Below are 26,352 nucleotides of genomic sequence, written 5' to 3'. Positions count from 1 at the left end.
GGTCGGTCAGGAGGAGGTGGGCAGGGTTCGCATGCCCCGCGCGGCGCGCAGGGCCTTGATCACGTTGACGGCTTCGTGCTTGCCGCCTCGCAGCGGGCTGAGGAGAACCACAGCCGCCGTGATGAGCCAGGGCTTGAGACGTACGAGGACGTTCTCGCCGTAGCGGAAGTGGACGACGAAGAGGTTGCGGTACATGTAGAAGCCCTTCCAGCCGGCCAAGTCGTGCTGCTGGCTGAAGTCGAGCTGTCGCACGAGCACCGCGTCGCGTACGGCCCAGATGGTGCGGCCGGCGCGGCGGGCGCGGATCGCGAGATCCACGTCGTCGTAGAAGATGAAGTAGGTCGGATCGGGAAGCCCGATCTCCTCCAGGACGGTGCGGCGGATCATGAAGCCCTCGAAGGCGACGTTCTCCACGGCGACCCGCTCCGGAAGCGCGTCGCGGGTCGGGTAGGTGTCCATGACCGAGGCGGTCTTGGGCTTGATCGCGAGCGGGTTGCGCAGGTCGAACTTCAGCGCGGCCAGCTCGATCAGCTTGCCGTTCTTGTCCTCACGCACCGAGAAGAGGCAGTCCTCGTCCTGGGCGAGCAGCACCTCGAGGCAGTCGTGGGCCGGGACGACGTCGTCGTCGATCAGGTAGAGACGGTCCCATCCCTGCTCGACCGCGGCCTTGGTGCCGAGGTGGAAGCCGCCGGCGCCACCGAGGTTCTCCGGGCTGTCGATGACCTGGAGGTTGGGCGTGATCGCCTCGGCGAGGACCTGCGCGGTGTGGTCGGTGGAGGCGTTGTTGACGACGATCACCGCGTCAGCGGGCTCGTCGAGCTTGGTGAGCCCGTCGAGCAGCCCGCGCAGCATGTCGGCGCGGTTGTAGGTGACGACGACGATCGCGACCGTCTCACGGGTGGTGCTCAACGAAGGAACCTCTCGTGTCCACTGAAGTCCCCCCGGATGGCTGCCCACCACGCCTGCGCAGAGAGCCGGATCCGCTTCGGCTGCGGCTTGGTGAGCAGGTAGAACCATAGAGTCTTCGCCACGAAAGCCAAAGCGAAGGGCCACCCTCGGTAGTCGCGCAGGTTGAGCAGGTTGTTGCGCGCCATGCAGTAGTGCTTCAGGTCGCTCGGCGTGTGGTTGTACGTCGCCCTCCCCCACGCCATCGGGGTGCCGAGATCTCCGACGGAGGGATGGCGCACCTGAGCGCCGACGACGGTCGCGATCCGCGCCCCGGCCTTCTCGGCCCGGAGACGGTATTCGTGGTCGTCGCCCCAGATGAAGTACTCCGCTCTGGGGTAGCCGATCCGCTCAACCAGGTCGCGGGTGACCAGGACCCCGTTGAACGGGATCACGATGTCCTTGATCAGGCCGTCGGTGGCGGCTGCCTCGACGTCGGCGAGCTGGTGCACGACCTTGGAGCGGCCCGGGAGCCGGATCGGGAACACCAGGCGGCCGGGGTCGCCCTCGTCGACGACGAGCGGCCCCCAGAAGTCGAGGTCGGTCTGCTTGAGCAGCAGCCCGAGGCAGTCGGTGTCGGGCAGGCCGTCGTCGTCCATCAGCCAGACCAGGTCGGCGCCGCGCTCGATCGCCAGCTCCAGGCCGTCGTGGAAGCCGCCGGCGCCGCCACTGTTGCGCTGCAGGGTGCGGGCGATCACCGGCACCTGGCGCTGACCCGGCTCCTCGGCACCGTCGAGCTCGGCGAGCCACTGCGACGTACCGTCGGTGGAAGCGTTGTCGATGACGATCACCTCGTCGAGGCCGTCGACCACGTCGAGCCGCTCCAGCAGTCGCTGCAGCAGCTCGAGACGGTTGAAGGTCACCACGACGGCGGCGACACGATTGCTCCCTGGCACGGATCCAGACTAGCCGCGACCGCGGTGTATCCCGGGAATCAGCGAGTCGCTGTGACCTGCGCTTAACCCGTTGTTCAACAGGCTGAGGCGAGGTCGTCGGTCTCGTTGGCCTGGTAACCCTTGTTGCGCGAGCCCAGGGAACCGCCGGTGACGGGGCCACCCTTGTCGTCAGCCTCGGAGCCGCCCGCCTTGGGCTTGCCCTCGGCCTTCTGCGTGGGCGCCTTGGTCTCGCCGTCGTCGCCGGTGCCGGGCGACGCGAAGACCTCCTCCTTCTTCGGAGTGGCCTTCTTCACCGCCTTGCGCACCTCGGCGTGGATGTCGGACATGTCCGGGTCGGCGGAGTTGACCAGCGGAGGCACCAGGGAGAGCGTCGAGATCTTCTGCGACTTCGCCTTCAGCGCCAGCGCCGAGAACCGCTCGATCTCGCTCGGCGGGACCGAGGTGGTGATGGTGGAGCCGGTCGCCTTCGCGACGTCCTGGTAGTGGCGTACGACGTCTGCGGGGCTGGTCTGCTGCAGGATCGCGTTCAGGACGCACTTCTGGCGGGCCATCCTGGAGTAGTCGTCGGAGTCATGGCGGGCCCGGGCGTACCAGAGGGTCTCCCAGCCGTCGAGCTTCTTCGTGCCGGGCTGGATGTGGGTGTAGAAGCTGTCGGAGGGGAGACCGACCGGGATCGGCTGGCGGACGTTCAGGGTGACTCCCCCGATGGCGTCCACGATCTCCTCGAAGCCGTTGAGGTCGACGATTGCGTAGTAGCTGATCTGCAGGTCGGTGATGCCCTCGACGGCGTCCACTGTGGCGGCCATCCCGGGGTCCTTCTCGCCCTTGTAGAGCTCCTTGTGCTCCCCTGCCCAGGTGCTCACGCCGTTGAGGTAGCACCCGTCGCAGTCGAAGCCGCGCGGGAACTCCTCGTCCATCGGCGAGCCGTCGTCGAAGGTGAAGTTCTGCATGTTGCGGGGCAGGCCGATGAGCACCGTGCGTCCGGTCACGGCGTCGATGGAGGCGACCGTGAGCGAGTCGGGACGCAGGCCCCAGCGGGTCTTCCCGCCGTCGGAGTCGGCGCCGGCGAGCAGGACGTTGAAGCGGCCGTTGTGGGCCTCGGCGGCCTCGGCACCGGCGAAGATCGCCTCGACCATGCCCTTGTGGACGCCGACCAGATGGGCGCCGAAGATCAGGGTCGCGGCCACGGAGAAGGCCAGCGCGCCGTTGATCGCGACCACGATGCGGCGCTGCTTGAGGTCGAGCTCGAGCGGGCGGCCCAGGCGCCAGGCGTCGATGAAGAGCCCGGCCCAGGCGATGGCGCCGGCGATGAGCGCGATGCGGAACAGGCCCAGCAGCCACGGCGTCGTGCCGAGCCGGAAGATCAGGCCGTGCCACAGCAGGGAGATCAGGAAGACCAGCCCGGCGGTGACCGCGAGACCGATGACGGTCCAGATCGCGATCCGGCCGACGCGGCGGTTGCCGGCGACGAGCTGGGCGGACCCCGGCAGGAGCAGCGTGATCAGCAGCAGCGCCATGGCGCGACGGAACCGCACGCGGGAGGCGCGCTCGGCGGCCGTACGCTGGGGCCGGTAGTTCTGCTCAGCCATCTGGGGTCCCTCGAGTGATGAGTTTGCACCGCCAGTATCACCAGTCACACGAGTAACACAGTGGTGCGACGCGCCGACTAACTTTAGCGGCCTGGCACGGTACGTTTGAGCGCATGCCAAACCCCCGCAACCCTGGCAGCCCCAACGATCCCCGGTCGCAGCAGTACGGCTGGGCGTACGGCAATGGCCAGAATGCTCAGCCCTCGGGGCCCGAGCCCACCAACGTCATGCCCACCATCCGGCGCCCTCCCGGCGGCTCGCCGCCTCAGGCGCCCCCGCGTGGCGGCTATGACCGGCCGCTGCCCCAGCCGGGGCAGATCGCGCCGACACCTGGCTACGACCAGGGGTACGACCAGGGCTACGGCCAGCAGGGTGGCTGGAGCCAGCCGAGCGAGTACGGCGGCAACGGGGGCTACGGCGGCCCTGGCGGTCCGGGCGATGGCTACGGCGGCCGCGGGGGACGCCAGCCCAAGCCCAAGAAGCGCCACCCGTTCCGCCGGTTCGTCGCCATCGTGATGATCCCGGTGCTGATCCTGGTCGGCGCTGTCGCCTGGATCGGCATCAGCGCCTGGAACAAGGTCGACAAGGTCCCCTATGAGCCGACCGCGGGCGAGCGGCCCGCGGACCAGCCCGGCACGACGTACCTCATCGTCGCCAGCGACTCCCGCGAGGGTCTCACCGCCGAGGAGAAGAAGAAGCTCTCCACCGGTGACGCCGCGGGCAGCCGCACCGACACCATCAAGCTGCTGCACACCGGCGCCGGCAAGACGATCGTGGTGACCCTCCCCCGTGACTCCATCGTGCCGATCCCGGGCCATGGCGAGACCAAGATCAACGCGGCGTTCGCCTATGGCGGCCCCGAGCTGCTGGTGCAGACGATCGAGCAGAACACCGGCGTACGCATCGACGGCTATGTCGAGATCGGCATGGGCGGTCTGGCCCGGCTCGTCGACGGTGTGGGTGGCATCGAGATCTGCCCGAAGAAGGACATGAAGGACCCCAAGGCCGGTTTGGACATCGAGAAGGGCTGCCAGGAGGTCGATGGAGTCACCGCGCTCGCGTACTCCCGTTCCCGCTATGCGGCCGAGGACGGCGACCTGGGTCGTGGCGCCAACCAGACCGAGGTCATCTCCGCGATCGGCAAGAAGGCCACCAGCCTGGGCACCCTGCTGAACCCGGCCAAGCTCGCCGAGATGGGCGAGGGCGCCGAAGGACTCAAGGTCGGCGAGGGCATGAGCGTCATCGGCGGCGCGAAGTTCCTGTGGGCGTTCAAGGCGCTCGCAGGTGGCTCCGCGATGACCTGTGGCGTCCCGATCCGAGACTTCGCGGTCAACTGGCGCAAGGAGGACGCGCTCACGATGTTCGGCCACATCAAGGCGGACACCGTCGACCAGATCCCGGCCGACATCTGCACCCCGACCGGTCTGCCCGAATAGTCCGTTCCACCCCAGCCGTCCCTACTGACTTTCGTCGGTAGGGACGGCTGCTTTTCGTCCACTGTGCCCGGCCGCGTACGTCCCTAGGTTCGAGGCATGATCACTCTGGACCACCTGACCAAGAGATACGGCGCGACCACCGCGGTCGACGATCTCACCATGCAGATAGTGCCCGGCCGGGTCACCGGCTTCCTCGGCCCCAACGGCGCCGGGAAGTCCACCACCATGCGGATGATCCTCGGCCTGGACCGGCCGACGTCGGGGACGGCGACGATCGACGGCCGTCCGTACGCCTCGCTGCGGCGTCCGCTGCGCGAGGTCGGTGCGCTGCTCGACGCCAAGGCGGTGCACCCCGGTCGCCGGGTGCGTACGCATCTGGTGGCGATGGCGCGGAGCAACTCGATCCCGGTGGCCCGGGTCGACGACGTGCTCGAGCGCGTCGGTCTCGCCGGGGTCGCCCGGCGGCGGGCCGGGAGCCTGTCGCTCGGGATGAGCCAGCGGCTCGGGATCGCGGGCGTGCTGCTCGGCGACCCGCGGGTGATGCTCTTCGACGAGCCGGTCAACGGGCTCGATCCCGACGGGGTGATGTGGATCCGGAAGCTGCTGAGGTCGCTCGCCGCGGAGGGGCGTACGGTCCTCGTCTCCAGCCACCTGATGAGCGAGATGCAGCAGACCGCCGACCACCTGGTCGTGCTGGGGCGTGGGCGGCTGCTCGCGGACTCCTCGCTGGAGTCGTTCGTGGCCGGGCACGGCTCGTTGGAGGAAGCCTATTTCCGGCTGACGGCCGACAGCGTGGAGTACACCGGGACGGAGGTGGCCTGATGCTTGCTGCGATCTCGTCCGAATGGACCAAGCTCTGGTCCGTCCGCTCGACCTGGTGGTGCCTGATCGGCGCGGCCGCGCTGATGGCGCTCTACTCGGTCCCGCTGGGCTTCGACGCCGCCGAGCCCAACCCGAACCTGTCCCACGCCGACCAGCTCCTCCATGTCGAGGAGGTCGCCACCGCGGGGCTGCTCTTCACCCAGTTCGCGCTGATCGCGCTGGCCCTGCTGACGGTGACCTCGGAGTACGCCTCCGGCAGCATGCGTACGACCCTGCAGTGCGAGCCCCGGCGCCGCCGGGTGCTGGTTGCGAAGCTGGTCGTCGTGGAGGTCGTCGCACTGGTCGCCGGAGCGCTCCTCGCCGTCCTGGGCGCCGGTCTCGGCTACCTGACGGCGGGCGACTACGGGGTCTTCGACGTCTCCGCGGTGGCCACGGTGGCCGGCAAGATCAGCGTCTACATGGGCGTGGTCGTCGCGCTGGCCATCGGGCTCGCGGTCGGTCTGCGCAGCACCGCCGGGGCGCTGGTCGTGGCGTTCCTGGTGCTCTTCCTGCTGCCGATGGTGCTGATGATGAGCGGGATGGACCTGATGACCGACGTCTCCTACTACCTGCCGGGGACGGCGGGCACGGAGTATCTCGGCATCGGGATCGCGACCCTCTTCGGGCTCTCCGACGGACTCCCCTACGGCCGCAACGGCGGGCTCGGGCTCTTCACCGCCTGGTCCGTGGCCACGCTGCTGGCGGGGTACCTGGTGTTCCGCCGGCGCGACGCCTGAGGCTTCCGCCTGCTAGCGGTCCTCGCTCACGAGCCCTGCCTCGTGGGCGAGGACCGCTGCCTGCACCCGGTTGCGTACGCCGAGACGACCGAAGGCGCTGCTCAGATAGGCCTTCACCGTCCCCTCCACGAGGTGGAGACGGCGACCGATCTCGGCGTTGGAGAGCCCTGCGCCGACCAGCGCCATCACGTCGCGCTCGCGGTCGGTGAGGGCGGCGACCTTGGCCCGCGCGTCCGCGGCCCGCGACATCCGGTCACCGGCCCCGGCGCCGAGCTCGGCGATGACGCGCTGGGCGACCCGTGGCGAGAGGAAGGCGGCGCCGTCGGCGACCGCGTGCACGCCCGCGAGCAGCTCGCGGGGATCGCCGGACTTCAGCAGGAACCCGCTCGCCCCGTCGCCGAGGGCCCGGGCGATGTAGGCGTCCTCGGAGAAGGTGGTCAGCATGACCCGGGCGGTCTCCGGGGCGGTCCGGGCGATCTCGGCCCCAGCCGCCAGACCGTCCATCCGCGGCATCCTGACGTCGAGCAGCGCGACGTCGGGCCGGTGGCGCTGGGCCGCCTCGACCGCCTCGCGCCCGTCGGCGGCCTCGGCGACCACCTCGATCCTCTCGTCGGTCTCCAGGATCGCGCGTACGCCGGCCCGCACCATCGCCTCGTCGTCGGCGAGCAGCACCCGGATCACAGGCGCACCCCGCGCCGCTGGTCCTCGCGGGCCGGCAGATCGGCGACCACCTCGAACCCGCCGCCGGCGGCGGGGCCGTGGCGCAGCGTGCCGCCGGCGGCGCGCGCAGCCTCCTCCAGTCCAGCCAGACCGAGGCCGGTCGTGGCCCCGGCGCGCGGAGGGAGGGTCGCGCGGCCGTTCGTCACCGATAGGCGTATGCCGTCGGCTCCGTTCTCCACCGAGACCGTCACCGACGCCCCGGGAGCGTGCCGGGCCGCGTTGGTCAACGCCTCCTGCACGATGCGATGGGCGGCGACGTCCCGCACCCCTTCGCCGTCATCGAGCGAGCCCTCCAGGCGTACGTCCATCCCCGACTCACGTGCGCGCTCGACCAGGCCGCCGATCCCGGCCGCGGCAGGGGTCAGCGGGGCCTCCTCGGCGGCCGGGCGGAGGACGCCGACGATCTCGCCAAGGCGCTCGGTGGCCCCGGCGGCGGCCGCGCGGATGGCGCCGGCCGCCTTCTGGTGGGCGTCGCTGAGACCCGGCGCAACCTCGAGCGCACCGGCGCGCAGCGCGATCAGGCTGAGCTCGTGGCCCAGCGAGTCGTGCATCTCCTGGGCGATCCGGGCACGCTCGGTGAGCTGGGCCTGCTCGATCTCGGTCGAGTGGTTGCGGGCGACCTGGCGCAGATAGCGGCCGCTGAGCCATGGCAGCGCCATGAAGATGACCATGTTGCCGGCCATCGCCACCTGCACCCCGCCGCCGTTGACGACGGCGTCCAGCACGGTCAGCGTCACCACGGCCACGCCGGCCACGATCGCCGACGGCCACACCCGGTCGGCCCATCTGCCGACGAGGAAGCTCACCAGCGCCGCGAACGCGATGTAGCTGATCAGGACCCATCCGTCGTTGGCAACCACCGTGCCGCCGACCAGCGCGCACACGAGCGCGACCGCGACCGCTGGCTGCCTCTTCCGGACCCACATCGCCAGCGTGACGCCGAGGATTCCCAACAGCGCGGACCAGCCCGACCACTGCGGGTGGCCGGCGTCGCTCATGTAGAGGTGCTCGGCGGCGACCGCCACGACCAGGAGGCCCGACAGGATCGGTTCAGACAAGCGGGGCCGGCGCAGCAGACTCACGCGCACCACGGTAGTTGCCGCATCGCTCCGGACGTACCGACTTTCGACAGTACGTAGACCCGCCGAGCCGCGGCTGAGCGGACCCAATACGCGAGAGGGGGTCTCGACAAGCTCGACCACCGGTGCAGACTGTGACCCATGGCTTACGAGACCCTGACCTTCGACGTGGACGCCGACGGCATCGCGCTCCTGACCCTCAACCGCCCAGACGCCCTCAACTCGTTCACGGTGACGATGGCGCGCGAGCTCGAGGAGGTCTTCACCACCGACGCGATGGCCGACGAGGTGCGCGCGGTGGTGGTGACCGGCGCCGGGCGGGCGTTCTGCGCCGGGATGGACCTCTCCGCCTCCGGGAACGTGTTCGGCCTCGACGAGTCGCTGCACCCGACGCCGGAGAGGCTCGCCGAGCACCTCGCCGACCCGGCCAACCACCCCGAGTACGCCGAGGGCGTACGCGACACCGGCGGCAAGGTCACCCTCGCGATCCACGCGCTCCCCAAGCCGGTGATCGCCGCGATCAACGGCCCGGCGGTCGGGATCGGCGCCACGATGCTGTGCGCGATGGACGCTCGGCTGGCCTCCTCGAAGGCGAAGATCGGCTTCGTCTTCGGCAAGCTCGGCATCGTCCCCGAGGCCTGCTCGTCCTACTTCCTGCCGCGCGTCGTGGGCGTTCCCCGGGCGCTGGAGTGGCTCTACACCGCGGAGATCCTCGACCCCGACCAGGCCCTCGACGGCGGTCTGATCCGAAGCATCCACCTGCCCGACGAGCTGCTGCCCGCCGCCATCGACCTGGCCCGGAGGTTCACCCAGAACCGGTCGCCGGTCGGCACCGCCCTCGTCCGCCAGCTGATCACCCGCAACGCCTCCGCGCGCCACCCGCTCGAGGCGCACCTGTCCGATTCGCTGGCGATGTTCTACGCCTCGGTCGGCGACGGCAAGGAGGGAGTCGCGGCGTTCCTGGAGAAGCGAGCCCCCGAGTTCACCTCGAAGGCATCCGAGGTCCCGGACGTGTTCTACGGACAGATTTTTACGGGCTGACCTGCAGGGATAGTCGATATCCCCCTGTTGTGGGGCACCATCCTGGGCTACGGTCGAAAGTGGGCCCGCCCGCTGGTCCCTCACCCGGGCGTGGCCGCGGCCGGCACGCAGTGCCCAACCCGAGATGGGCGCGTGTCGGCCGCCTCTCGGCCTAGCTCAGGCGCCGTTCTAGGCGCCGATCCGGCCTGCGTACTCCTCGACGATCGCGTCGACCGGCTGGTCGACGGCGACGGCCATCCCGGCCTCGTCCGACTCGAGCGGCTCGAGCGTCTTGAACTGGCTGTCCAGGAGCGCGGCCGGCATGAAGTGGCCGGGTCGGCTCGCCTGGCGCCTCGCGATCACCTCGCGGGTGCCCTCCAGGTGGAGGAAGGTCACCTCCGGGCAGTGCCGGCGGAGCTGGTCGCGGTACTTCCGCTTCAGCGCCGAGCAGCCCATCACGCCACCGCGCTCGGCGTGTCGGGCGAGCCACTCGCCGACCGCCTCGAGCCAGGGGTAGCGGTCATCGTCGTCGAGCGCGATCCCTGCGGTCATCTTCTCGATGTTGGCTTGCGGATGCAGGTCGTCGGCATCCTCGAACGGCACCCGCAGCCGCCCCGCGATCGCCGCCCCGATGGTCGACTTCCCTGAGCCCGAGACTCCCATCACGACAAGTACCGGTTTCGCCATCAGGCCATCGTACGGGCGTAAAGCGCCTCGAGATCGGTGAAGTGCCGATGAGTCCCCTCCTCCTGGTAGGAGAAGGTGTCCGACATCGTGTAGCCGTGCGGGGCGTCGGGGTAGATGAGGTTCGTGTACATCACCCCGGCGTCGTCGAGCGCCCTGCTGAGGGCCTCGACGTTCTCCGGCGTCATGGAGCGGTCGTGGTCGGCGTGGCCGAAGTAGTACTCCGCCCTCGTCCCGGCGATGCAGGTGTGCGGCGAGGCGGCGTCCGCGGTGACCAGCCCGCCGCCGTGGAAGCCGCCGACCGCGACGAACTCGTCGGGGAACCGCCCCGCGGTCCGCACCGCCAGCCGCGCGCCCATGCAGTAGCCGTGGGTTGCGAGCGGGCCGGTGACGTACGTCTGTAGGGCTTCGACGTACGCGGGGATGTCGATCGCCAGCCGAGCGACGCTCAGGTCCCGGACCCTCGACATCGCGTCCACGAAGAACGCCTCCCTCGCCGCGGGGTCGCGGAGATCGCCGGTCGGTGCCAGCTCCGCCACGCTGCCGTCGCGGTAGAAAGTGTTGGGCGCGAGCACGACGTAGCCCCAGGAAGCGACCCGCTCGATCATCTCCGCAAGCCGCGGCCGGAGGCCGATGGCATCCATGTAGACGAGCACACCACCCTTCGGCGTGCTCTCGGGCCGGGCCAGATAGGCCTCGGCGGTGCCGTCAGGTGTCTCGATCTCGATCTGCTCCACCACCACGTCCCTCACGCTACCCGCAGGCACTTGATGCCATGCTCGTCCTCATGACCCAGCACCCAGAGGCACTGCACCTCGAATCCTCCCGAGCGATCCCGGTCGCGTACGAGACCGCCCTCGCCCGCGTCCTCCCGGCGCCGCTGCCGCAGATCTTCGGTCGCCGGTACGCCGCGATCGGCCCGATCGCCGAAGTCCGCGACCAGGCCGGCGGCTGGGATGCCGCCGGCGAGACCCGCACGATCGTCCTCGCCGACGGCGCGACGATGCGCGAGACCCTGACCGACGTCGACGCCCCGTCGACGTTCTCCTACGAGATCATGCCGCTCTCCGGCCCGCTCAAGCTCCTGGTCGGCCACGTCGCCGGGCGCTGGTCCTTCGCCCCGGCTGGCACCGGCACCCGGGTCACCTGGTCCTGGGACGTCACTCCCACGTCCAAGGCCGCCTCGTTCGCGATGCCCGTCTTCGGGTGGATGTGGAAGGGGTACGCGCGGCAGAGCCTGGAGTCGCTCGAGGAGTTGCTGCTCGGCTCTTGAGTCTTTTGCACGCCGGCGGGATGGAGTGTTTTGTGGTTGGGGTTTGCCGCCGCGGTTTGGGTTGGGCGGTGGCTTGGGAGCTGGGGTGGGCCGATCGCCGGAGGGAATTTTCCTTCCGGTGAGGCGAACGAATTTTCGTTCGCCTCAGAGGGGCCTGGCCCTGGGTGGGATTGGTGCGTGGAAGAAAATTTTCTTCCACCCGGAGACCCCATGTCTGATCTCGGAGTGGATCGGTCACCTGCCGTGAATGCCTGTGCCGTGGCCACACCCGGCGGCCCACAGCCGACCAAATCACGGTCGCCGACCGCGGTGAGCCAATCGCCCGAACCGCGTCACTCCACCCCGTGACGCTTGATGAACGACAGGATCTGCTCCGACAGCTCAGGCCGACAAACGATGACATCAGGCAGATACACGTCGTCCTGGTTGTAGCGCAGCGGCGAGCCGTCGATGCGGGAGGTGAACAGCCCGGCAGCGGCGGCGACCGCCACGGGGGCGGCGGAGTCCCACTCGTACTGCCCGCCCGCGTGGACGTACGCGTCGGAGATGTCGCGCACGACCGACATCATCTTCACGCCGGCCGATCCCATCGGTACCAGCTCGGCGTCGAGCTCCTCGGCCAGCGCCGCCACGAACGCCGGCGGCCGGCTGCGGGAGACGGCGATCCGGGGACGGGTCGAGGTCGACGGCGGCACGACCGGGGCGGCACCGGTGTGGAAGGTGCTCTGCACGGACGCGTCCGCCAGCGCCGGCTGAGCGACCGCGCCGGCGATCAGCTCACCGTCGTTGGAGGAGGCCCACAGCGCCACGTGCACCGCCCAGTCATCACGCGGCGGCTCGGAGAACTCGCGGGTCCCGTCGAGCGGATCGATGATCCACACCCGGTCCTTCGTGAGCCGCTCCTTGGAGTCCTTGCCCTCCTCGGAGAGGACGGCGTCCTGCGGGCGGTACTCGGCGACGAGCTCCATCAGCAGCTCGTGAGCCGCGAGGTCACCGGCGTCCTTGAGCTCCTTGCCCTCCAGGCCGGAGGTGGCACGTACCTCGAGCAGCCGGCGGCCGGCGGTCTCGGCGAGCCAGGCGGCCAGCAGGTGGTCGGAGGCGAGGATCTCGGGCGTAGGCACACCAGCTTCGCTCTGCTTGGTCTTCTCTGGCTCCGCTTCGAAGTTCACCCGCGGCACTCTATCCAGCCGACCGCCGAGTCCGATAAAGACCCAGCCCGAGTCCGATCGCGGCGACCAGCGCCACCCCGGTCAGGACCGCGCGCAGGATCAGCCCGGTCTTGGCACGCTCGTGCTCGTCGGTGACGTCGTTGGCCATGGTCTCGGCCGACTTCAGGATCACCTCGAGAAGGCTCTGGATGTACGCGACGGCGCCGTCGGACCAGGTGCGGACGATCGGCTCGCCCTTCGACGCCGCCCTCAGCTCCGTGGCGACGCCCTCGATGCTGCCCTTGGCGGCGACGTCGCGGACCATACGCTGCACCATCATCGCGCCCGAGCCCTTGTCGAAGGTGCCGTCGGAGACCTGGTCGAGGTCCGCCTGCAGGTCGGGCGAGGCGCCCGAGTAGAACGCCGAGGACGCCTTCACCCAGGCGGCCTCCGCGTCGGTGAGCTCCTTGACCGACTTCGTGCCGATCTCGTTCTCGGACAGCGCGACGATCATGAGCTCCCGCTCGATGCTGAACGCCTCCGCCGCCTGCGTCAGCTTGCTGAGGTTGCGGACCTGGTCGCCGGTCTGGTTGTCCTCCAGCTCCGGCACGTGCGCCGCGAGCATCAGCAGGTTGCTGGCCAGCGCGGTGTAGACCTCGCGAGCGGCGTCCTGGCTGGCCTTGTCACCTTCCTGCATCTCGACCCGGTAGAGCTCGAAGTCGTCGAGCACCTCGGTGATGTCGTGGTGAAGAGTCCGCAGCTCGGCGTCACCGTCGACGTCGACCTCGGCCGCGGCCGTCCGCCACTCCTCGACCGCGAGGTCGGTCGTGTGCAGGTAGGTGGAACGTACGTTGACCGGCGCCTGCGCGACGGGCTGCAGCGCGTCGCGCTCGAAGATCACGTCGACGGCGAGCTCGATGGTCTCCGGGAGTGCTTCGCTGAGCGCGGCCGCCCGGCCCGTCTCCGAGGCGCTGCGGAAGGAGGCGAAGGTCGCCACGCCGCCGACCGCGACAGCGACCAGGGCCACCGCGAGCAGGATGCTCAGCGTCCGGTTGGCGCCGGAGCGCTTCACCACCCGGGACCCGCCGGTCGGGAACGACCCGCTCGCCCCGATCCTCTCGAACGCCCCGGACGAGCCGGTCGCACCGGTCGACCCGGTCGACCCAGCAGCGGGGAACGAGCCGCTCCCACCGAACGCCTCGTAGGCGCCGGAGGTGCTGATCGGACCCGACGCGTGCGCCGGACGCTGCCTGGGCACCTGCGCGTCGAAGACCGGAAGCGGGCCCGAGCCGGTGAGCACCGCAACGACGTCGTGCGCGCTCGGCCGCTGCTCGGGGTCCTTGGCCATCATCATCGCGACCAGGTCGTCGATGATCCCCGGCACCTGGACCACGGCGCTGACCCGCGGGATGGGTGCGGTGGCGTGCTGGTAGACCATCGTCGCCGGCGCACCGCCGGAGTAGGGGGTGCGGCCGGTGAGCATCTCGTAGAAGACACAGCCGAGGGAGTAGATGTCGCTCGGCGGACCGACCTCGCCACCCGAGCCACGCTCGGGCGAGAGGTAGCCGAGGCTTCCGACCACGTCGTGGGTGGAGGTCAGCCGCTGGTCACCCAGCCGGGCGAGCTGGGCGATCCCGAAGTCGACGATCCTGATCCTGCGGTCGCTGTCGTAGACCAGGTTGGACGGCTTGATGTCGCGGTGGACGATCCCCTGGGCGTGGACCGCGGCGAGCGTGCGCGCGGACTGGACGATGACCTCGCCGGCCTCCCGGGCGATCAGCGGGCCGTGCGAACGCAGGCGTTCGCCGAGGTCGGGGCCGGTCAGGAGCTCCATCACGAGGAAGGCCATCGGCCCGTTGGCGGTGCGTTCGATCCCGGCGTCGTGGACCTGCACGGTGCCGGGGTGGCTGGCGGCCGCGGTGGAGAGCGACTCGCGCCGGAACCGCTCGATCATCGTCGGGTCGGCCGACGTCCGGACGACCTTGACCGCCACCCAGCGTTGCAGGGTGAGGTCCATGGCCTGCCATACCTCGCCCATACCGCCTCGCCCGATCAGGCGGTGCAGCTCATAACGGCCGGCAATCATGGGGTGGGGGGAGGTTTGCATGGGGGACGTTCCCGTCGAGGATCCAGTTGTTCGTACGTGTTGGGTTGCTCACACAACGGCCTGGGAGTTTAGGCGACACTCACTAGTAGGCGCCAGAGCCACGCACAACAGCTTTTACTGTACGAACGACGATCCCGAAGTCCCGCAGCAGCGTCCAGTTGTCCACATAGTCGAGGTCCAGGCGGACCGTGTCCTCCCAGGAGAGGTCCGAACGCCCCGAGACCTGCCACAGCCCGGTCAGACCGGGTGCAACCGCAAGTCGGCGATGAGAGTCCCGATCGTACATCGCCACCTCGCTCGGCAGCCCCGGACGGGGCCCGACCAGCGACATCTGGCCCAGGACGATGTTGAACAGCTGCGGCAGCTCGTCGAGGGAGTACTTCCGCAGCACCCGCCCCACGCGGGTCACCCGCGGATCGGCACGGAGCTTGAAGAGGACGTGTCCGGGCCGGTGGTCGAGCGTGCGCAGCAGCGACTCGGCGTCGACGACCATGGTGCGGAACTTCCAGATCCGGAACTGCTGGCCGCCACGGCCGACGCGCACCTGCCGGAAGAAGACCGGGCCCGGGGAATCGAGCTTGATCACGACCGCCATCACGGCGAAGACCGGGAGGAGCACGGCGACGGCGGCCGCCGCGGCCAGCCACTCCCACACGTACTTGGCCACCCGGGTCAGCCGCGCCCGCAGGGCCTCGTCGACGTAGAGCAGGGTCATCGAGCCCAGCCGCATCGAGGACGTACGCTGCGGGGTCACGTCCTGCATCCGGGTGCTGACCAGCAGGGGTAGACCGAAGGACTCGCTCGTCCAGGCCAGCCGCTGGATCTCCCGGCCGGCCAGGTCAGGCCCGGGGACGACCAGCACGGCGTCGGGTGCGACCGACGCGATCGCGCCGGAGAGACCGTCGGCCCGGCAGACCGCGGCCGCCTCCATCAGGCCGCCGCTGAGCCGGTGGGTCCACTCCGGGATCACCCCGTGGTCGTGGGCCGCCTCCACCACGACGACACGCAGCGGAGTGCGCGGCCGGGAGCTGAAGATGTAGCCGACGACCCGGAAGGCCAGCGCGGTCACCAGCCCGAGGATCGTCTGCACGACCAGCTGCGCCTGCGGCAGCTCGACCACCGCACCCAACAGCCAGGTGAACATGCTCATCGCCATGAACGCCTTGAAGACCCCCGAGACCGTCGCCCGCAGACGCTCGGCGCCGGGCAGGATCTTCGGCGCGGTGATCCTGGTGGCCAGTCCCCAGAGCAGACCCCACTCCAGCGCGGGGACGATCTCCTGTCCCACGATCAACGGCGCGAGGATCATCAGCGCGAGCCCGTCGACCATCGAGGCCTGCAACCGAAGGGAGGGTGCCTTGGCAGACACCCTCCGGCGGTTGATGTCGAGCGGGACTACTGTCTCCACCGACGCCAGCTCTATCGTCATCCATCTCCCCCATAGCTGCTGGGCGCCCGAACGCTTACTTCATGCCAGAACAATGCGGGAAGAAAGCGGTCGTTGGGGGCCGATGGGGGTCCGGTTAGACCAAATGAGGGAACCGGAACCCACTGGTCCAGACCAGTCGGCTCACTCCAGCGACTGCGGGGACCGCCAGCCGAGGCGGTGGGCGAGGCCGACGGCCGCGATCTGGGAGGTGACCTGGAGCTTGGCGAGGATGGACTTCACCTGGGTGCGTACGGTCGCCTCGGAGACGACGCCGATGACGGCGATCTCGTGGACGGTGCGGCCGAGCATGAGGTGGCCGAGGACCTGCGACTCGCGCTTGGTGAGCAGCTCGATGCGGCGGCTCAGCTCGGAGACCTCGTGCTGGCGCTCGAACCAGACCCGGATCAGCCGCTCGCGGTCGCTCACCGCGAGGACGCAGGCGCCCTGGTAGAGGCGCCTGACGGTGCCGAGGATCTCACCGAGCGGGCGGGACTTGGACAGCACCGTGCGGGCACCGTTGCGCAGCGCCTGGCCCCAGCGGGCCTCCTCGATCGCACCGGTCACCACGACCACGTCGACGCCGGCCTTGGCCAGCGGCTCGATGAGGCGTACGCCGTCGCCGTAGCGGCCCAGGTCGAGGTCGAGGAGCACGACCTTCGGCTTGTTGCGGAGTACGACGGAGACCATCGTGGCGGTGGAGACGGGCTCGCTGGGCATCGGGATGCGGCGTACGTCGTATCCCTCCATCGAGACGGCGAGCTCGAGCGACTCGGCGAAGAGGACATGGTCCTCGACGATGACGACTCGATACTGACTACGCGGCGACGACGTCATCGGAGGCGCCTTCCTTGTCTACTTGGATCACGGCGCTGGGCTGTATCACCGCGCTGGGGAGGGTGACCACGAAGGTCGTACGTTCTGCGGCGGCGAGGCGGAGCGAGCCGCCCATCCGCTCGGCGACGGTGTGGGCCTCGTTGAGCCCGATGCCCTGGCCGGCCGAGTCCGGACCGCGGACGCCCCACTCGAAGATCCGGTCGCGCACCTCGGGGGCGACGCCGGGGCCGTCGTCGGAGATCTCGATGACGACCATCTGACCGGACTCGCCGGGCTCGTGCTGAACCTTGACCTCGACAGCGCCGGAACCGTGCTTGGCCGCGTTGTCGAGAAGAATGTTGACGATCTCCGCCGCCGCGTCCGAGCTGCCGGAGGCGAGCGCGTTGCTGGGCTCGTGGACGACCGTGGTGCCGCCGGCCTCATGGGCCAGGGCGAGGTTGTGGATCACAGCGTCGACATCGATCACGCCGACGTCGATCGGCATCGTGTCCGCGCCGCCACGCTGGGCACGGACGAGGCGCTCGAGGCGCCTGAGCTCGCTGCCCATCATGGTCATCATCGCGACGCGACGCTCCGGGTCGAGCGTGTCGGAGTTGCACAGCAGCTCACTGGCCGAGCGAACACCGGCGAGGGTAGAGGTCACCTCGTGCATCCGGGCCCGGTGGAGACGCTGGGTCTCACGCGCGCTGAGCAGGTCGTGGTAGATCTCGTCGGCTGCCTTCGCTTCTGCCGCGCACACGCGCCGGTAGATGCGCACGCCACCGAACAGCAGCGCCGCGGCGGCCACCAGCGAGGTGGTGACGACGATGGCCGTGAGGAGGGCCCACAGGAGTGCTCCGTGGGCGTGGAAGGAGACCCAAGGTCCCTGAAGGACCGCGATCAGAAAACTTTGGATACCGATGAAGACGGCGGTGGTCGTTGCGTAGGCGGTGGTTAACCAACCCGAGTTGATCCGCTGGAAAATGGACGTAGACATACTGCTCCCCAGGTCGGGTCGGCCAGTGAGGTATGAGTCCCGAGACGGGCCGTGTCCAGGCCCTGCTCCCCCAGCCCGAGCTTGTCGGGCCGTCCCAATTTGAATGTTTGTGACCGAAACCTTCACAAGGCAACGTAATCAGCACCGTATCGCCACGGGACCGCATTCCGGGCCAATACCGAGAATTGAGGAGTCATAGAATTTCGAGGTCGTCCACAAACTACATTGCGGGACACGTTGTCCCAGGTCATCCCCAAACTTGGGGCACTGTAGAACAGGTTCCCGATCTCCGCCTGAGGCTCCCCAGAATAGCCATACCCCCAGGGAGATCTGGCAGGGCCCGAGACGACCGAACGGCGCGGCAGACATGGCAGGCTCGACCGTACGACTCAGGGTTGCTGTCTCAGCCGACGAGACGATGACCCTCGATGCCGTGACGGTTGCGCTCGAGGAGCGCGGCATCACGGTCACGGCGACTGCGCCCACCATCGCGGCCCCCGACGAGCTGCTCGGCGGAGACCCCTCCGCCTGGCTGGTGGTGACCGACCTCGACGGCTGGACCCATCTCGGCGAAGTGTGCGACCTCGTCCACGGCGTACGCCTGCCCGGGGTCGTACTGACCCCCGCCCCACGCGGCGGCCTCTGGGGTGCCCTGCTCGAGGCCGGTGCGGTCGCGGTGCTCTCCGCCGACACCGACTCGGACACGATCGAGGACACGCTGCGCGACGCGGCCGAGGGACGGCACGGGCACACACCTAACGAGGCCGAGGGGCTGATCGCGCAGTGGCACCTGCTCCGGGATGGACGCGAGCGCATGCATCGCCTGGTCCGTTCGCTGACCGTGCGCGAGCACGAGGTGCTCGAGCTGCTCTACGACGGGGCCACCGTCGCCGAGATCGCGGCGCGCTTCGGTGTCGCCCAGACGACGGTGCGGACCCAGGTGAAGTCGATCCTGCGGAAGTTCGAGGTCGGCTCCCAGCTGGCTGCGGTCGCGGCGTACGACCGGTATCTGCGGCCGCCCAGGAGTTGACCCTCTAGGAGTTGACCCTAGGAGTTGAACTTCTGTTGAGTCTTCTCCAGACCCTCGTTGATCAGCGTCTCGATCGCGTCGGCGGCGGTGTCGACCACGAACGGCAGCACCTTGCGCTCGGTGGTGGAAAAGTTGGAGAGCACGAAGTCGTGCACCTCCTGGCGCCCGGGCGGGCGGCCGATGCCGACGCGCACCCGGTGGAAGTCGCCGGTGCCCAGGGAGGACCGCATCGACTTGAGGCCGTTGTGGCCGTTGTCGCCACCGCCCAGCTTGACCCGCATCGTGTCGAAGGCGATGTCGAGCTCGTCGTGGATGGCGATGACATGGTCGGGCGGGACCTTGTAGAAGGTCGCGAGGGCCTTGACCGGCCCGCCGGACTCGTTCATGTAGGTCCGGGAACGGGCGAGCACGACGCGTGGGCCGGGCAGCCCCGGAGTCGCCCCCGGGAGCCGCCCTTCCACGACGTCAGCACGGCCGGACTTGTGGGCACGCCACTTGCCGTCCAGCCGGTTGGCCAGCTCGTCGGTGACGAGATAGCCGATGTTGTGACGGTGCCCGGCGTACGTCGGCCCGGGGTTGCCCAGGCCGACGACCAGCCAGACGCCGTCGGTCACCGAATCGGTCACTCGCCGTTGGTGGCCTCAGCCTCGGCGGACTCAGCGGTCTCGCCCTCGGCGGCCTCGTCGGCGGGCTCCTCGTTGGTCTTGGCCTCGGTGACGTTGACGACCAGGGTCTCCGGGTCGGTGACCAGGGTGGTGCCCTTCGGCAGCTCGACGGCGCCGGCGAGGATCTGGGTGCCCGCCTCGAGGCCCTCGACGCTGATCTCGATGCTCTCGGGCACGTGGGTGGCCTCGGTCTCGACGGTCAGCGTGTTGGCGTCGGTGACGACCATGGTGCCGGAGATCGCGTCGCCCACGACGTGGACGGTGATGTCGACGGTGACCTTCTCGCCGGCGCGGACGGCGACGAAGTCGACGTGCTCGATGACGCGGCGGACGTCGTCGACCTGGACCTGCTTGGTCATGGCCAGCTGGATCTTGCCGTCGATGTCGAGCTCGAGAAGAGCGTTCGCACCGTGGTTCTTGAGCGCCATCATGGTGGCGTGACCCGGCAGGCTCAGGTGCATCGGGTCGGCACCGTGGCCGTAGACGACCGCCGGGATCTTGTTCTCACGGCGGATGCGGCGAGCGGCACCCTTGCCGAACTCGGTGCGCTTCTCGGCGACGATCTTCTCGCTGGACATGCGTTGAACTCCTCGATGAGTGGTGCTGACGTCAATGGCGCCCGGCTGGTCCAACGAAGGCCGTGCGACGAAGGCACGGCGTCTCCCGAAGAGACGTCCACCTTGTCGATCACGGAGCGCGATACGCTCCCTCGCCGAGGCAACTGCCACAGACTATCCCCGGATCACGCTCACAGCGAAATGCGCGCGCGTGCTGACCTGCGAGGACGTACGTTGGAGGCCGTGTCCCTCACACTCGACGAGGCCCGCACACGGGCCGGCGTGCTCAGCTCCGTCTCCTACTCCCTCGATCTGGACCTCACCGGTCCCGAGACCTTCCGGAGTCACACCCGGGTCCGGTTCCGTTCCACGGTCGCCGACACGTTCCTGGACCTGAAGGGCGCGCTGTCGGTGTCGTTGGTCGTCAACGGGGAGGTCGTCGAGGCCGCGTACGACGGTGCGCGGGTGGGCCTGACCGGCCTCTCCACCGGGCTGTCCGATGGGGCCGTCAACGAGGTGGAGGTGACCGCGACGCTGCCTTATACGACCGACGGCGACGGGATGCACACGTTCACCGACCCGGTCGACGGGTCGCGCTACGTGTCCGCCTATCTGGGCATGGACAACGCTTCGAAGGTCTTCGCCTGCTTCGACCAGAACGATCTCAAGGCATCGTTCGCGGTCGCGGTCACCGCCGATCCGGCTGACACCGTCCTCGCCAACGGCGCCGTCGTCTCGCACGACGCCGGCCGCTGGGTCTTCGCCACCACTCCCCCGATCCCGCCGGCGCTGCTGATCGTCGCCGCCGGGCCGTGGCACTCGGTGCGATGGACGGCTGTGTTCGATTCTGGGGAGAGCCTCGACTTCGGATGGCATGCCCGGCGGTCGCTGGCGGCCGAGCTGGACCGGGACGCCGACGAGCTGCGGCGTACGTCCGAGGCGTGCTTCGCCCACTACGCCGACCTCATCGACGAGCCCTACCCCTTCGACTCCTACGACCAGGTCTTCGTGCCCGGGCTCAACTGGGGAGCGCAGGAGATGCCGGGGTGCGTGACCTACCGCGACGAGCTGTTGCCGCGCGGCGCGATCACCGACACCCAGCGCGCGATCCGCGCGGTGATCATCGCCCACGAGATGTCGCACATGTGGTTCGGCGACTCGATGACGATGACCTGGTGGGAGGACACCTGGTTGCAGGAGTCGTTCGCCGACTACATGGGCTACCGGGTCGCGGAGGCGGGCGCCGGGTTCTCGGACCTGCGGGTCGAGGTGGAGGTCAGGAGCAAGCCGTGGGGCTACCGCTCCGACGCGCGCCGCTCGACCCATCCGGTCGCTCCGCTGGCCGAGGACGTGCCCGACGTCGACACCGCCGCCACCATCTTCGACGGCATCTCCTACGCCAAGGGCGGGGCCTGCCTGGTGCAGCTCGCCTTCTGGCTCGGTGACGAGGAGTTCATGGCCGGGGTCAACCGCCATCTGACCCGGTTCCGCTTCGCCAACGCGACGCTGGCCGACTTCGTCGAGTCGCTCGCGGCGAGCTCGCCGAAGGACGTACGCGGGTGGGTGGACGCCTGGCTGCGGCGCCCAGGGTTCGACACGGTGTCCGTGCGGCGCGACGGGGACGTGCCGGTCCTGGAGCGCGAGGGAAGCCGGCCGCATGCGTTCACCGTCGCCGGCTACGACTCCTCGCTGCGGCTCGTCGGACGCCGGCGGGTCGAGCTGGGTGCCGAGCCGGTGCCGCTGCCGGAGTTCGTTGGCCTCGTCGTCGTCCCCAACGCCGGCGGCGAGACCTTCGCCGCGCTCCGCCTCGACCCGGCTTCGTGGGACGCGCTCTCCGACGGGCCGTCCCGGCTCGAAGACCCCCTCGTACGTGCCGTGCTCTGGTCCTCCACCGCCCTCCGGGTGCGGTCGCGTGACCTCTCGGCCGACGATTACCTCGACCTCGTCGAGGCCCACCTTCCCGCGGAGACCCGGGCAGACATCATCGAGGGGGTGCTCGCCGAAGCACGGTCCGTGGTGATCCCGCAGCGGGTGCCGGCCTCGCGCGCAGCGGGAGCGGTGGCACGGGTCGCCGCCGCGGCCGCTGCGGGCCTGAAGGCTTCTGCGGACGACGAGCAGCGGGCCCTTGCCTGGGCCGCGGCCCTGGCCGCGACCAGCGCGGACGCCGGGCTGCTGCGCGGCTGGCTGGACGCCGACAACGTCGCGGTCGGCATCCCGCTTTTGCCGACGACGCGCTGGGAGGCGATCGTACGTCTCGCCTCGCTCGGTGAGGCCGACGCGCGCTTCATCGCGACCGAGCGCGACCGGGACGGCACCGCCGAGGGAGACCTCGGGGCGCTTCGGGCCCTCGCCGCCCGGCCCTCGACCAGCGCGAAGGACGCTGCCTGGGAGGCGATGCTCGCCCCCGGTGTCGACAACCGTCGCTTCGGGGCGCTGGCCTCGGGGATGTGGATCGCCGAGCAGGCGCATCTGCTGCGTCCCTACGTCGCCGCCTATCTCGCCGAGGCGCCTGCCCTGGCCACCCGTGGTCAGGCCTTCGCCATCGAGGTCGGGCGGGCCTTTCCGCGGATCGCCCTCGATGAGGGTCAGCTCGATGCTCTGCGCGCTGCCCTGGTCGGCGACGTACCGACGATCCTGCGGCGCTCGTGGGAGGACCACTTCGATGACCGCGAGTAGCGACCACTAGCCTCTATCCGCCCTCGACCCCCACCTCTGAGGACGGCCATGAAGAAGACGCGCATCTGGCTCGGCGTCGGGATCGCGTTCGTCGTGCTCGTCGCCGCCGTCACCGGCACCGGCTGGTATCTCGCCCACCGACTCGACCGCCAGGTCCGGACCGTCGATGTCTTCGCCGGGCTCGAGGAGCGTCCCGAGGCGGCCGGCGACGCTGCCGGCGCCCTGAACATCCTGCTCCTCGGCACCGACGGGCGCACCGGCGGCGAGGCAACGACCGGCAGCAAGGCCACAGGGTCGTGGACCCCCGGCGAGCAGCGGGCCGACACGATGATGCTGCTCCACCTCAGCGCGGACCGCCGCTCGGCCTCGGTCGTCTCGATCCCGCGAGACTCCTGGGTACGGATCCCCGGCCACGGCAAGGCCAAGGTCAACGCCGCCTTCTCCCAGGGCGGGCCGAAACTCAGCGTGCAGACGGTCGAGAAGCTCACTGGCGTACGCATCGACCATGTCGCTTGGGTCGACTGGGCCGGCTTCGAGGAGATCGGCGACCTCCTCGGCGGCGTCGAGGTCTACATCCCCGAGACGGTCCACGACTCGGCGCGCCACCGCACCTGGACCAAGGGCACCCACCTGCTCAGCGGCGAGGAGGCCCTCCTCTACGTGCGCCAGCGCTACGGCCTCCCCGGCGGCGACCTGGACCGCGTGAAGCGCCAGCAGTACGTCCTGCGCTCCATCCTCCGCGGCCTGAGGCAGAGCGTCGACCCGAAGAACCCCAAGAAGGCCTACGACCTCCTCGACATCATCACTCGCCACCTGACCGTCGACTCCGGCTTCTCCGGGGGTGACCTTCGGGGCCTGGCTCTCGATCTTGCCCGGATGCCCTCGGAGGACCTGACGTTCTTCACCGCTCCCGTCGCGGGGCTGGGCAAAGAAGGCGCGCAGAGCGTCGTTCGTCTCGACAAGCGCGAAGGCCGCCGCTTGTGGGCGGCTATGCGTGAGGACGAGATGGATGCGTGGCTGGCTGAGAATCCCGAGGTTGTGACTGGCGGGACGGTTAGCTGAGGTCCTTCGGGGCTGGGGGCCGCCGACCCGTTACGGGAGGGTGTTCTCAACGGTTCCCGGAGTCAAGGACGGCCTTCGGCCGCCGGCTGACGCCGGTCGCCTGCGGCGATCCTTGACACCGGGATCCGTTGAGAATTTTGGCTGGCTATCGGGTCGGCGGCAGGGGTCTGGCGCGGAGATATGGGTTGGGCGGGGGCTTGGGATCTGGGTGGTCGGCCCGACCCGGTGGAAGGAATTTTCTTTCCGCTCGGGGCCAGTTCGGCAGGCGGTGTTGGGAGGCGAACGAATTTTCGTTCGGCGCGGGCCGACCACTTGCAGATGGGAGGGTTTGGGGGAAGGAATTTTCTTTCGCCCAGAGCCCGTTCTCGCAGGAGGGTTGGAGGGCGAACGAATTTTCGTTCGCCGCAGAGAGGCCTCGGCGGGGGTGGGGTTGGCGCGTGGAAGAACCTTTTCTTTCACGGGGAGACCCCATGCCTGGTGCAGGCGTGGAGCGGTCACCTTCCGTGGGTGAGTGTGCCGTGGCCACACCCGGGCCGCCGCCCCGATAGCCAGCCAAATCTTTCTCGACGTGGTCCGGTGTCAAGGATCGCCGAAGGCGACCGGCGAAGCCGGCGGCCGCAGGCCGTCCTTGACTCCGGGGCAGGTCGAGAAGACCCTCAAAGAACGGGTCGGCGGCCCACCCCAACCCCGAAAATCGCCCAGCTACCGTGAACAACATGCCGATCCCAGACTTCATCGTCGACCTCCGCCGCAAGATAGGAACAGAGCTGCTCTGGCTCCCCGGCGTAACAGCGGTAGTACGCAGAGACGACGAGATTCTTCTGGTCCAGCGCGCAGACAACCTGAGATGGACGCCGATCACCGGGATTGTCGACCCAGGCGAGCAGCCGGCAACGGCAGCAGTACGCGAGGCGAAGGAGGAGACCGGGGTGGACATCTCGGTCGACCGGCTGGCGTCGGCAGGGGCGACGAGTCCGATGGTCTATCCAAACGGAGATCGTGCGGTGTACATGGACCTCACGTTCAGCTGCACGTGGCGCTCGGGCGAGGCGTACGTCGCTGACGACGAGTCTGCGGATGTCGGCTGGTTCCGGGTGGACGAGCTCCCGGAGATGCAGCCCGAGCTCCGGACGCGGATCGACGCCGCTCTCTCCGATGAGGTCGCGGCCCGGTTCATCGGCCCCTGACGACCGGTCGTCAGCCAGACGCTGGGCTCGCACGCTCGACCGCACGGTCCAGGGACGCCACGGCGGCCCCGGGCTCGGAGATCTCTGCGATCCGGGCGACGCTGGCCGCGGCACGGAGGATGTGCCCGACCTGGGCGGCATCAGCGAGCGGATGGAGGTAGGCGGCGGAGGCGGCGTCGCCAGCACTTCGGGCGGCCAGTCGAGCCGCCTCCGTCGGCGCCTCCTTGGCCGCGCGATGGGCGTCCAAGGAGGTGACCCGCTGCAGTTTCGTACGGCTGGCACCACCGACGAACTCCCAGGCCGCATCCAGCGCCAGCCTCGGTCGAAGGTCGTCGGGGCAGGCAGCCTCGAACAGAGGCAGGACCTCGGCGGCGGCCTCCGCGACGTAGCGGGCGACGACCCGTAGCTCGTCGATCGTCAGCTCGAAGTCGCCCGCCACGACAGACGCAGGATCAGGCGTGACCGTCGAACATCGAGGTCACCGAGCCGTCCTCGAAGACCTCGCGGATCGCCCGGGCGAGCATGGGGGCGATGGAGAGCGTGGTGAGCTTGTCGAACTGCTTCTCCTCCGGCACCGGGAGGGTGTTGGTGATGACGACCTCGGTGGCGGTGGAGTTCTTCAGCCGGTCGACAGCGGGGTCGGAGAGGATCGCGTGGGTGGCGCAGATGATCACGCCGGCGGCACCGTCGGCCATGAGCGCGTCAGCGGCCTTCACGATCGTGCCACCGGTGTCGATCATGTCGTCGGTGAGGATGCAGATGCGGTCCTTGACCTCACCCACGACGCGGTTGGCGACGGTCTCGTTGGGCCGGTTGATGTCGCGGGTCTTGTGGATGAACGCCAGCGGCGCCCCACCAAGGCGAGCCGCCCAGCGCTCGGCGACCTTGATCCGGCCGGCGTCGGGAGAGACGACGGCGAGGGGCTGGTTGCCGTACTTGTCCTTGATGTAGTCGGTCAGCAGCGGCAGCGCCATCAGGTGGTCGACGGGACCGTCGAAGTAGCCCTGGAGCTGGTCGGCGTGGAGGTCGACGGAGATGATCCGGTCAGCACCCGCGGTCTTGAACATGTCAGCGACCAGACGAGCCGAGATCGGCTCGCGACCGCGGTGCTTCTTGTCCTGGCGGGAGTAGCCCCAGAACGGCATCACGACGGTGATCCGCTTGGCCGAGGCGCGCTTCAGCGCGTCGACCATGATCAGGTGCTCCATGAGCCACTGGTTGATCGGCGCCGTGTGCGACTGGATGACGAACGCGTCCGAACCGCGCACCGACTCCTCGTAGCGCACATAGATCTCGGAGTTGGCGAAGTCATAGGCCGAGGTCGGTGTCAGCTTCGTTCCCAGAAGGTCGGCGACCTCCTCGGCGAGGACCGGGTGAGCCCGGCCGCTGAAGAGCATCATCTGCTTCTCGGTGGTGCGCTTGGTCATGTGCTGGCTCCTAC

At 69.3% G+C, this 26,352-nt stretch carries 25 protein-coding genes; 9 read left to right on the top strand and 16 right to left on the bottom strand.

The window, feature by feature from the left end; genetic code table 11:
* Positions 1-6 precede the first annotated feature (6 nt).
* The 3 genes from AB0F44_RS09855 to AB0F44_RS09845 all read right to left on the bottom strand — a co-directional run bounded on the left by AB0F44_RS09855 (position 7) and on the right by AB0F44_RS09845 (position 3,430).
* Positions 7-909, bottom strand: a complete 903-nt coding sequence (locus AB0F44_RS09855; protein ID WP_350659349.1) for a glycosyltransferase — start codon at positions 907-909, stop codon at positions 7-9.
* Positions 906-1,841: a glycosyltransferase gene (locus AB0F44_RS09850; RefSeq protein ID WP_350659348.1), complete on the bottom strand. Its 936-nt coding sequence runs from the start codon at positions 1,839-1,841 to the stop codon at positions 906-908. The genes AB0F44_RS09855 and AB0F44_RS09850 overlap by 4 nt, the downstream gene beginning before the upstream one ends.
* A 74-nt stretch (positions 1,842-1,915) precedes the next feature.
* The gene (locus AB0F44_RS09845) at positions 1,916-3,430 is read right to left on the bottom strand and encodes an LCP family protein (RefSeq protein WP_357354894.1); all 1,515 of its coding nucleotides are present in this window, start codon (positions 3,428-3,430) and stop codon (positions 1,916-1,918) included.
* Between the two features lie 113 nt (positions 3,431-3,543).
* Between AB0F44_RS09845 and AB0F44_RS09840 the strand changes: the two genes are divergently transcribed.
* The 3 genes from AB0F44_RS09840 to AB0F44_RS09830 all read left to right on the top strand — a co-directional run bounded on the left by AB0F44_RS09840 (position 3,544) and on the right by AB0F44_RS09830 (position 6,464).
* Entirely contained in the window at positions 3,544-4,866 is a 1,323-nt protein-coding gene (locus tag AB0F44_RS09840) for an LCP family protein (RefSeq protein WP_357354892.1), read from the top strand.
* Between the two features lie 96 nt (positions 4,867-4,962).
* The gene (locus AB0F44_RS09835) at positions 4,963-5,688 is read left to right on the top strand and encodes an ATP-binding cassette domain-containing protein (RefSeq protein WP_357354891.1); all 726 of its coding nucleotides are present in this window, start codon (positions 4,963-4,965) and stop codon (positions 5,686-5,688) included.
* Complete coding sequence (locus AB0F44_RS09830; protein WP_357354888.1) at positions 5,688-6,464, top strand: ABC transporter permease subunit; 777 nt, start codon at positions 5,688-5,690, stop codon at positions 6,462-6,464. Before AB0F44_RS09835 ends, AB0F44_RS09830 begins: the two co-directional genes overlap by 1 nt.
* Positions 6,465-6,476: 12 nt before the next feature.
* Here the strand turns inward: AB0F44_RS09830 and AB0F44_RS09825 are convergent, their stop codons facing one another.
* Together AB0F44_RS09825 and AB0F44_RS09820 are read right to left on the bottom strand one after the other, a co-directional pair.
* Positions 6,477-7,145, bottom strand: a complete 669-nt coding sequence (locus AB0F44_RS09825) for a response regulator transcription factor (protein WP_350659343.1) — start codon at positions 7,143-7,145, stop codon at positions 6,477-6,479.
* A complete protein-coding gene (locus tag AB0F44_RS09820; protein ID WP_357354886.1) occupies positions 7,142-8,266 on the bottom strand; it encodes a histidine kinase in 1,125 nt (374 codons plus the stop codon). The genes AB0F44_RS09825 and AB0F44_RS09820 overlap by 4 nt, the downstream gene beginning before the upstream one ends.
* 138 nt (positions 8,267-8,404) lie before the next feature.
* Here AB0F44_RS09820 and AB0F44_RS09815 point away from each other — a divergent pair, with 138 nt between their 5' ends.
* Entirely contained in the window at positions 8,405-9,304 is a 900-nt protein-coding gene (locus tag AB0F44_RS09815) for a crotonase/enoyl-CoA hydratase family protein (protein ID WP_357354884.1), read from the top strand.
* Positions 9,305-9,472: 168 nt separating this feature from the next.
* On the opposite strand, the gene AB0F44_RS09810 is transcribed toward AB0F44_RS09815, so the two are convergent.
* The gene (locus AB0F44_RS09810; RefSeq protein WP_357354882.1) at positions 9,473-9,970 is read right to left on the bottom strand and encodes a gluconokinase; all 498 of its coding nucleotides are present in this window, start codon (positions 9,968-9,970) and stop codon (positions 9,473-9,475) included.
* Positions 9,970-10,710, bottom strand: a complete 741-nt coding sequence (locus AB0F44_RS09805) for a dienelactone hydrolase family protein (protein WP_357354880.1) — start codon at positions 10,708-10,710, stop codon at positions 9,970-9,972. The genes AB0F44_RS09810 and AB0F44_RS09805 overlap by 1 nt, the downstream gene beginning before the upstream one ends.
* A gap of 44 nt (positions 10,711-10,754) precedes the next feature.
* On the opposite strand from AB0F44_RS09805, the gene AB0F44_RS09800 reads away from it, so the two are divergent.
* Positions 10,755-11,240 (top strand): SRPBCC family protein, encoded by a 486-nt coding sequence (locus tag AB0F44_RS09800; protein WP_357354878.1) that lies wholly within the window; start codon positions 10,755-10,757, stop codon positions 11,238-11,240.
* Positions 11,241-11,572: 332 nt separating this feature from the next.
* Here the strand turns inward: AB0F44_RS09800 and AB0F44_RS09795 are convergent, their stop codons facing one another.
* The 5 genes from AB0F44_RS09795 to AB0F44_RS09775 all read right to left on the bottom strand — a co-directional run bounded on the left by AB0F44_RS09795 (position 11,573) and on the right by AB0F44_RS09775 (position 17,734).
* Entirely contained in the window at positions 11,573-12,409 is an 837-nt protein-coding gene (locus AB0F44_RS09795) for a 3'(2'),5'-bisphosphate nucleotidase CysQ (protein WP_357354876.1), read from the bottom strand.
* Between the two features lie 10 nt (positions 12,410-12,419).
* On the bottom strand, positions 12,420-14,474 hold the full coding sequence (locus AB0F44_RS09790) for a protein kinase (RefSeq protein WP_357354967.1): 2,055 nt from the start codon (positions 14,472-14,474) through the stop codon (positions 12,420-12,422).
* Between the two features lie 103 nt (positions 14,475-14,577).
* Positions 14,578-15,903: an exopolysaccharide biosynthesis polyprenyl glycosylphosphotransferase gene (locus tag AB0F44_RS09785; protein WP_357354874.1), complete on the bottom strand. Its 1,326-nt coding sequence runs from the start codon at positions 15,901-15,903 to the stop codon at positions 14,578-14,580.
* Between the two features lie 162 nt (positions 15,904-16,065).
* Positions 16,066-16,758, bottom strand: a complete 693-nt coding sequence (locus tag AB0F44_RS09780) for a response regulator transcription factor (protein WP_357354872.1) — start codon at positions 16,756-16,758, stop codon at positions 16,066-16,068.
* Positions 16,739-17,734 (bottom strand): HAMP domain-containing sensor histidine kinase, encoded by a 996-nt coding sequence (locus AB0F44_RS09775; protein ID WP_357354870.1) that lies wholly within the window; start codon positions 17,732-17,734, stop codon positions 16,739-16,741. The genes AB0F44_RS09780 and AB0F44_RS09775 overlap by 20 nt, the downstream gene beginning before the upstream one ends.
* Positions 17,735-18,101: 367 nt before the next feature.
* Here AB0F44_RS09775 and AB0F44_RS09770 point away from each other — a divergent pair, with 367 nt between their 5' ends.
* The gene (locus tag AB0F44_RS09770; RefSeq protein ID WP_357354868.1) at positions 18,102-18,764 is read left to right on the top strand and encodes a LuxR C-terminal-related transcriptional regulator; all 663 of its coding nucleotides are present in this window, start codon (positions 18,102-18,104) and stop codon (positions 18,762-18,764) included.
* A 17-nt stretch (positions 18,765-18,781) separates the two neighbouring features.
* On the opposite strand, the gene pth is transcribed toward AB0F44_RS09770, so the two are convergent.
* Positions 18,782-19,390: an aminoacyl-tRNA hydrolase gene (gene pth, locus AB0F44_RS09765; protein WP_357354866.1), complete on the bottom strand. Its 609-nt coding sequence runs from the start codon at positions 19,388-19,390 to the stop codon at positions 18,782-18,784.
* Positions 19,387-20,007, bottom strand: coding sequence for a 50S ribosomal protein L25/general stress protein Ctc (locus AB0F44_RS09760; RefSeq protein ID WP_357354864.1), 621 nt, complete (start codon positions 20,005-20,007; stop codon positions 19,387-19,389). The genes pth and AB0F44_RS09760 overlap by 4 nt, the downstream gene beginning before the upstream one ends.
* Positions 20,008-20,229: 222 nt before the next feature.
* Here AB0F44_RS09760 and pepN point away from each other — a divergent pair, with 222 nt between their 5' ends.
* The 3 genes from pepN to AB0F44_RS09745 all read left to right on the top strand — a co-directional run bounded on the left by pepN (position 20,230) and on the right by AB0F44_RS09745 (position 24,911).
* Complete coding sequence (gene pepN / locus AB0F44_RS09755; protein ID WP_357354862.1) at positions 20,230-22,662, top strand: aminopeptidase N; 2,433 nt, start codon at positions 20,230-20,232, stop codon at positions 22,660-22,662.
* A 48-nt stretch (positions 22,663-22,710) separates the two neighbouring features.
* Entirely contained in the window at positions 22,711-23,724 is a 1,014-nt protein-coding gene (locus tag AB0F44_RS09750) for an LCP family protein (protein ID WP_357354860.1), read from the top strand.
* A gap of 716 nt (positions 23,725-24,440) precedes the next feature.
* Positions 24,441-24,911, top strand: a complete 471-nt coding sequence (locus tag AB0F44_RS09745) for an NUDIX domain-containing protein (RefSeq protein ID WP_357354965.1) — start codon at positions 24,441-24,443, stop codon at positions 24,909-24,911.
* 10 nt (positions 24,912-24,921) lie between these two features.
* Here the strand turns inward: AB0F44_RS09745 and AB0F44_RS09740 are convergent, their stop codons facing one another.
* Both AB0F44_RS09740 and AB0F44_RS09735 read right to left on the bottom strand, forming a co-directional pair.
* Positions 24,922-25,350: a putative immunity protein gene (locus AB0F44_RS09740; RefSeq protein WP_357354858.1), complete on the bottom strand. Its 429-nt coding sequence runs from the start codon at positions 25,348-25,350 to the stop codon at positions 24,922-24,924.
* A gap of 13 nt (positions 25,351-25,363) precedes the next feature.
* Entirely contained in the window at positions 25,364-26,338 is a 975-nt protein-coding gene (locus AB0F44_RS09735; RefSeq protein ID WP_091052555.1) for a ribose-phosphate diphosphokinase, read from the bottom strand.
* Between the last annotated feature and the right edge of the window lie 14 nt (positions 26,339-26,352).

The organism is Nocardioides sp. NPDC023903, assembly GCF_040639295.1.
Lineage (GTDB): Bacteria > Actinomycetota > Actinomycetes > Propionibacteriales > Nocardioidaceae > Nocardioides.
Note: the sequence above shows the minus strand (reverse complement) of the source record. Positions and strands in the feature narration are given on the sequence as shown.

Excerpts from the sequence above, each read along its gene's own strand:
- AB0F44_RS09750 (WP_357354860.1), top strand. The coding sequence starts at position 22,711 with ATGAAGAAGACGCGCATCTGGCTCGGCGTCGGGATCGCGTTCGTCGTG.
- AB0F44_RS09780 (WP_357354872.1), bottom strand. The coding sequence starts at position 16,758 with ATGACGTCGTCGCCGCGTAGTCAGTATCGAGTCGTCATCGTCGAGGAC.
- AB0F44_RS09835 (WP_357354891.1), top strand. The coding sequence starts at position 4,963 with ATGATCACTCTGGACCACCTGACCAAGAGATACGGCGCGACCACCGCG.
- AB0F44_RS09845 (WP_357354894.1), bottom strand. The coding sequence starts at position 3,430 with ATGGCTGAGCAGAACTACCGGCCCCAGCGTACGGCCGCCGAGCGCGCC.
- AB0F44_RS09830 (WP_357354888.1), top strand. The coding sequence starts at position 5,688 with ATGCTTGCTGCGATCTCGTCCGAATGGACCAAGCTCTGGTCCGTCCGC.
- AB0F44_RS09815 (WP_357354884.1), top strand. The coding sequence starts at position 8,405 with ATGGCTTACGAGACCCTGACCTTCGACGTGGACGCCGACGGCATCGCG.
- AB0F44_RS09770 (WP_357354868.1), top strand. The coding sequence starts at position 18,102 with ATGGCAGGCTCGACCGTACGACTCAGGGTTGCTGTCTCAGCCGACGAG.
- AB0F44_RS09790 (WP_357354967.1), bottom strand. The coding sequence starts at position 14,474 with ATGATTGCCGGCCGTTATGAGCTGCACCGCCTGATCGGGCGAGGCGGT.
- AB0F44_RS09745 (WP_357354965.1), top strand. The coding sequence starts at position 24,441 with ATGCCGATCCCAGACTTCATCGTCGACCTCCGCCGCAAGATAGGAACA.
- AB0F44_RS09800 (WP_357354878.1), top strand. The coding sequence starts at position 10,755 with ATGACCCAGCACCCAGAGGCACTGCACCTCGAATCCTCCCGAGCGATC.
- AB0F44_RS09760 (WP_357354864.1), bottom strand. The coding sequence starts at position 20,007 with ATGTCCAGCGAGAAGATCGTCGCCGAGAAGCGCACCGAGTTCGGCAAG.
- AB0F44_RS09810 (WP_357354882.1), bottom strand. The coding sequence starts at position 9,970 with ATGGCGAAACCGGTACTTGTCGTGATGGGAGTCTCGGGCTCAGGGAAG.
- AB0F44_RS09840 (WP_357354892.1), top strand. The coding sequence starts at position 3,544 with ATGCCAAACCCCCGCAACCCTGGCAGCCCCAACGATCCCCGGTCGCAG.
- AB0F44_RS09775 (WP_357354870.1), bottom strand. The coding sequence starts at position 17,734 with ATGTCTACGTCCATTTTCCAGCGGATCAACTCGGGTTGGTTAACCACC.
- AB0F44_RS09735 (WP_091052555.1), bottom strand. The coding sequence starts at position 26,338 with ATGACCAAGCGCACCACCGAGAAGCAGATGATGCTCTTCAGCGGCCGG.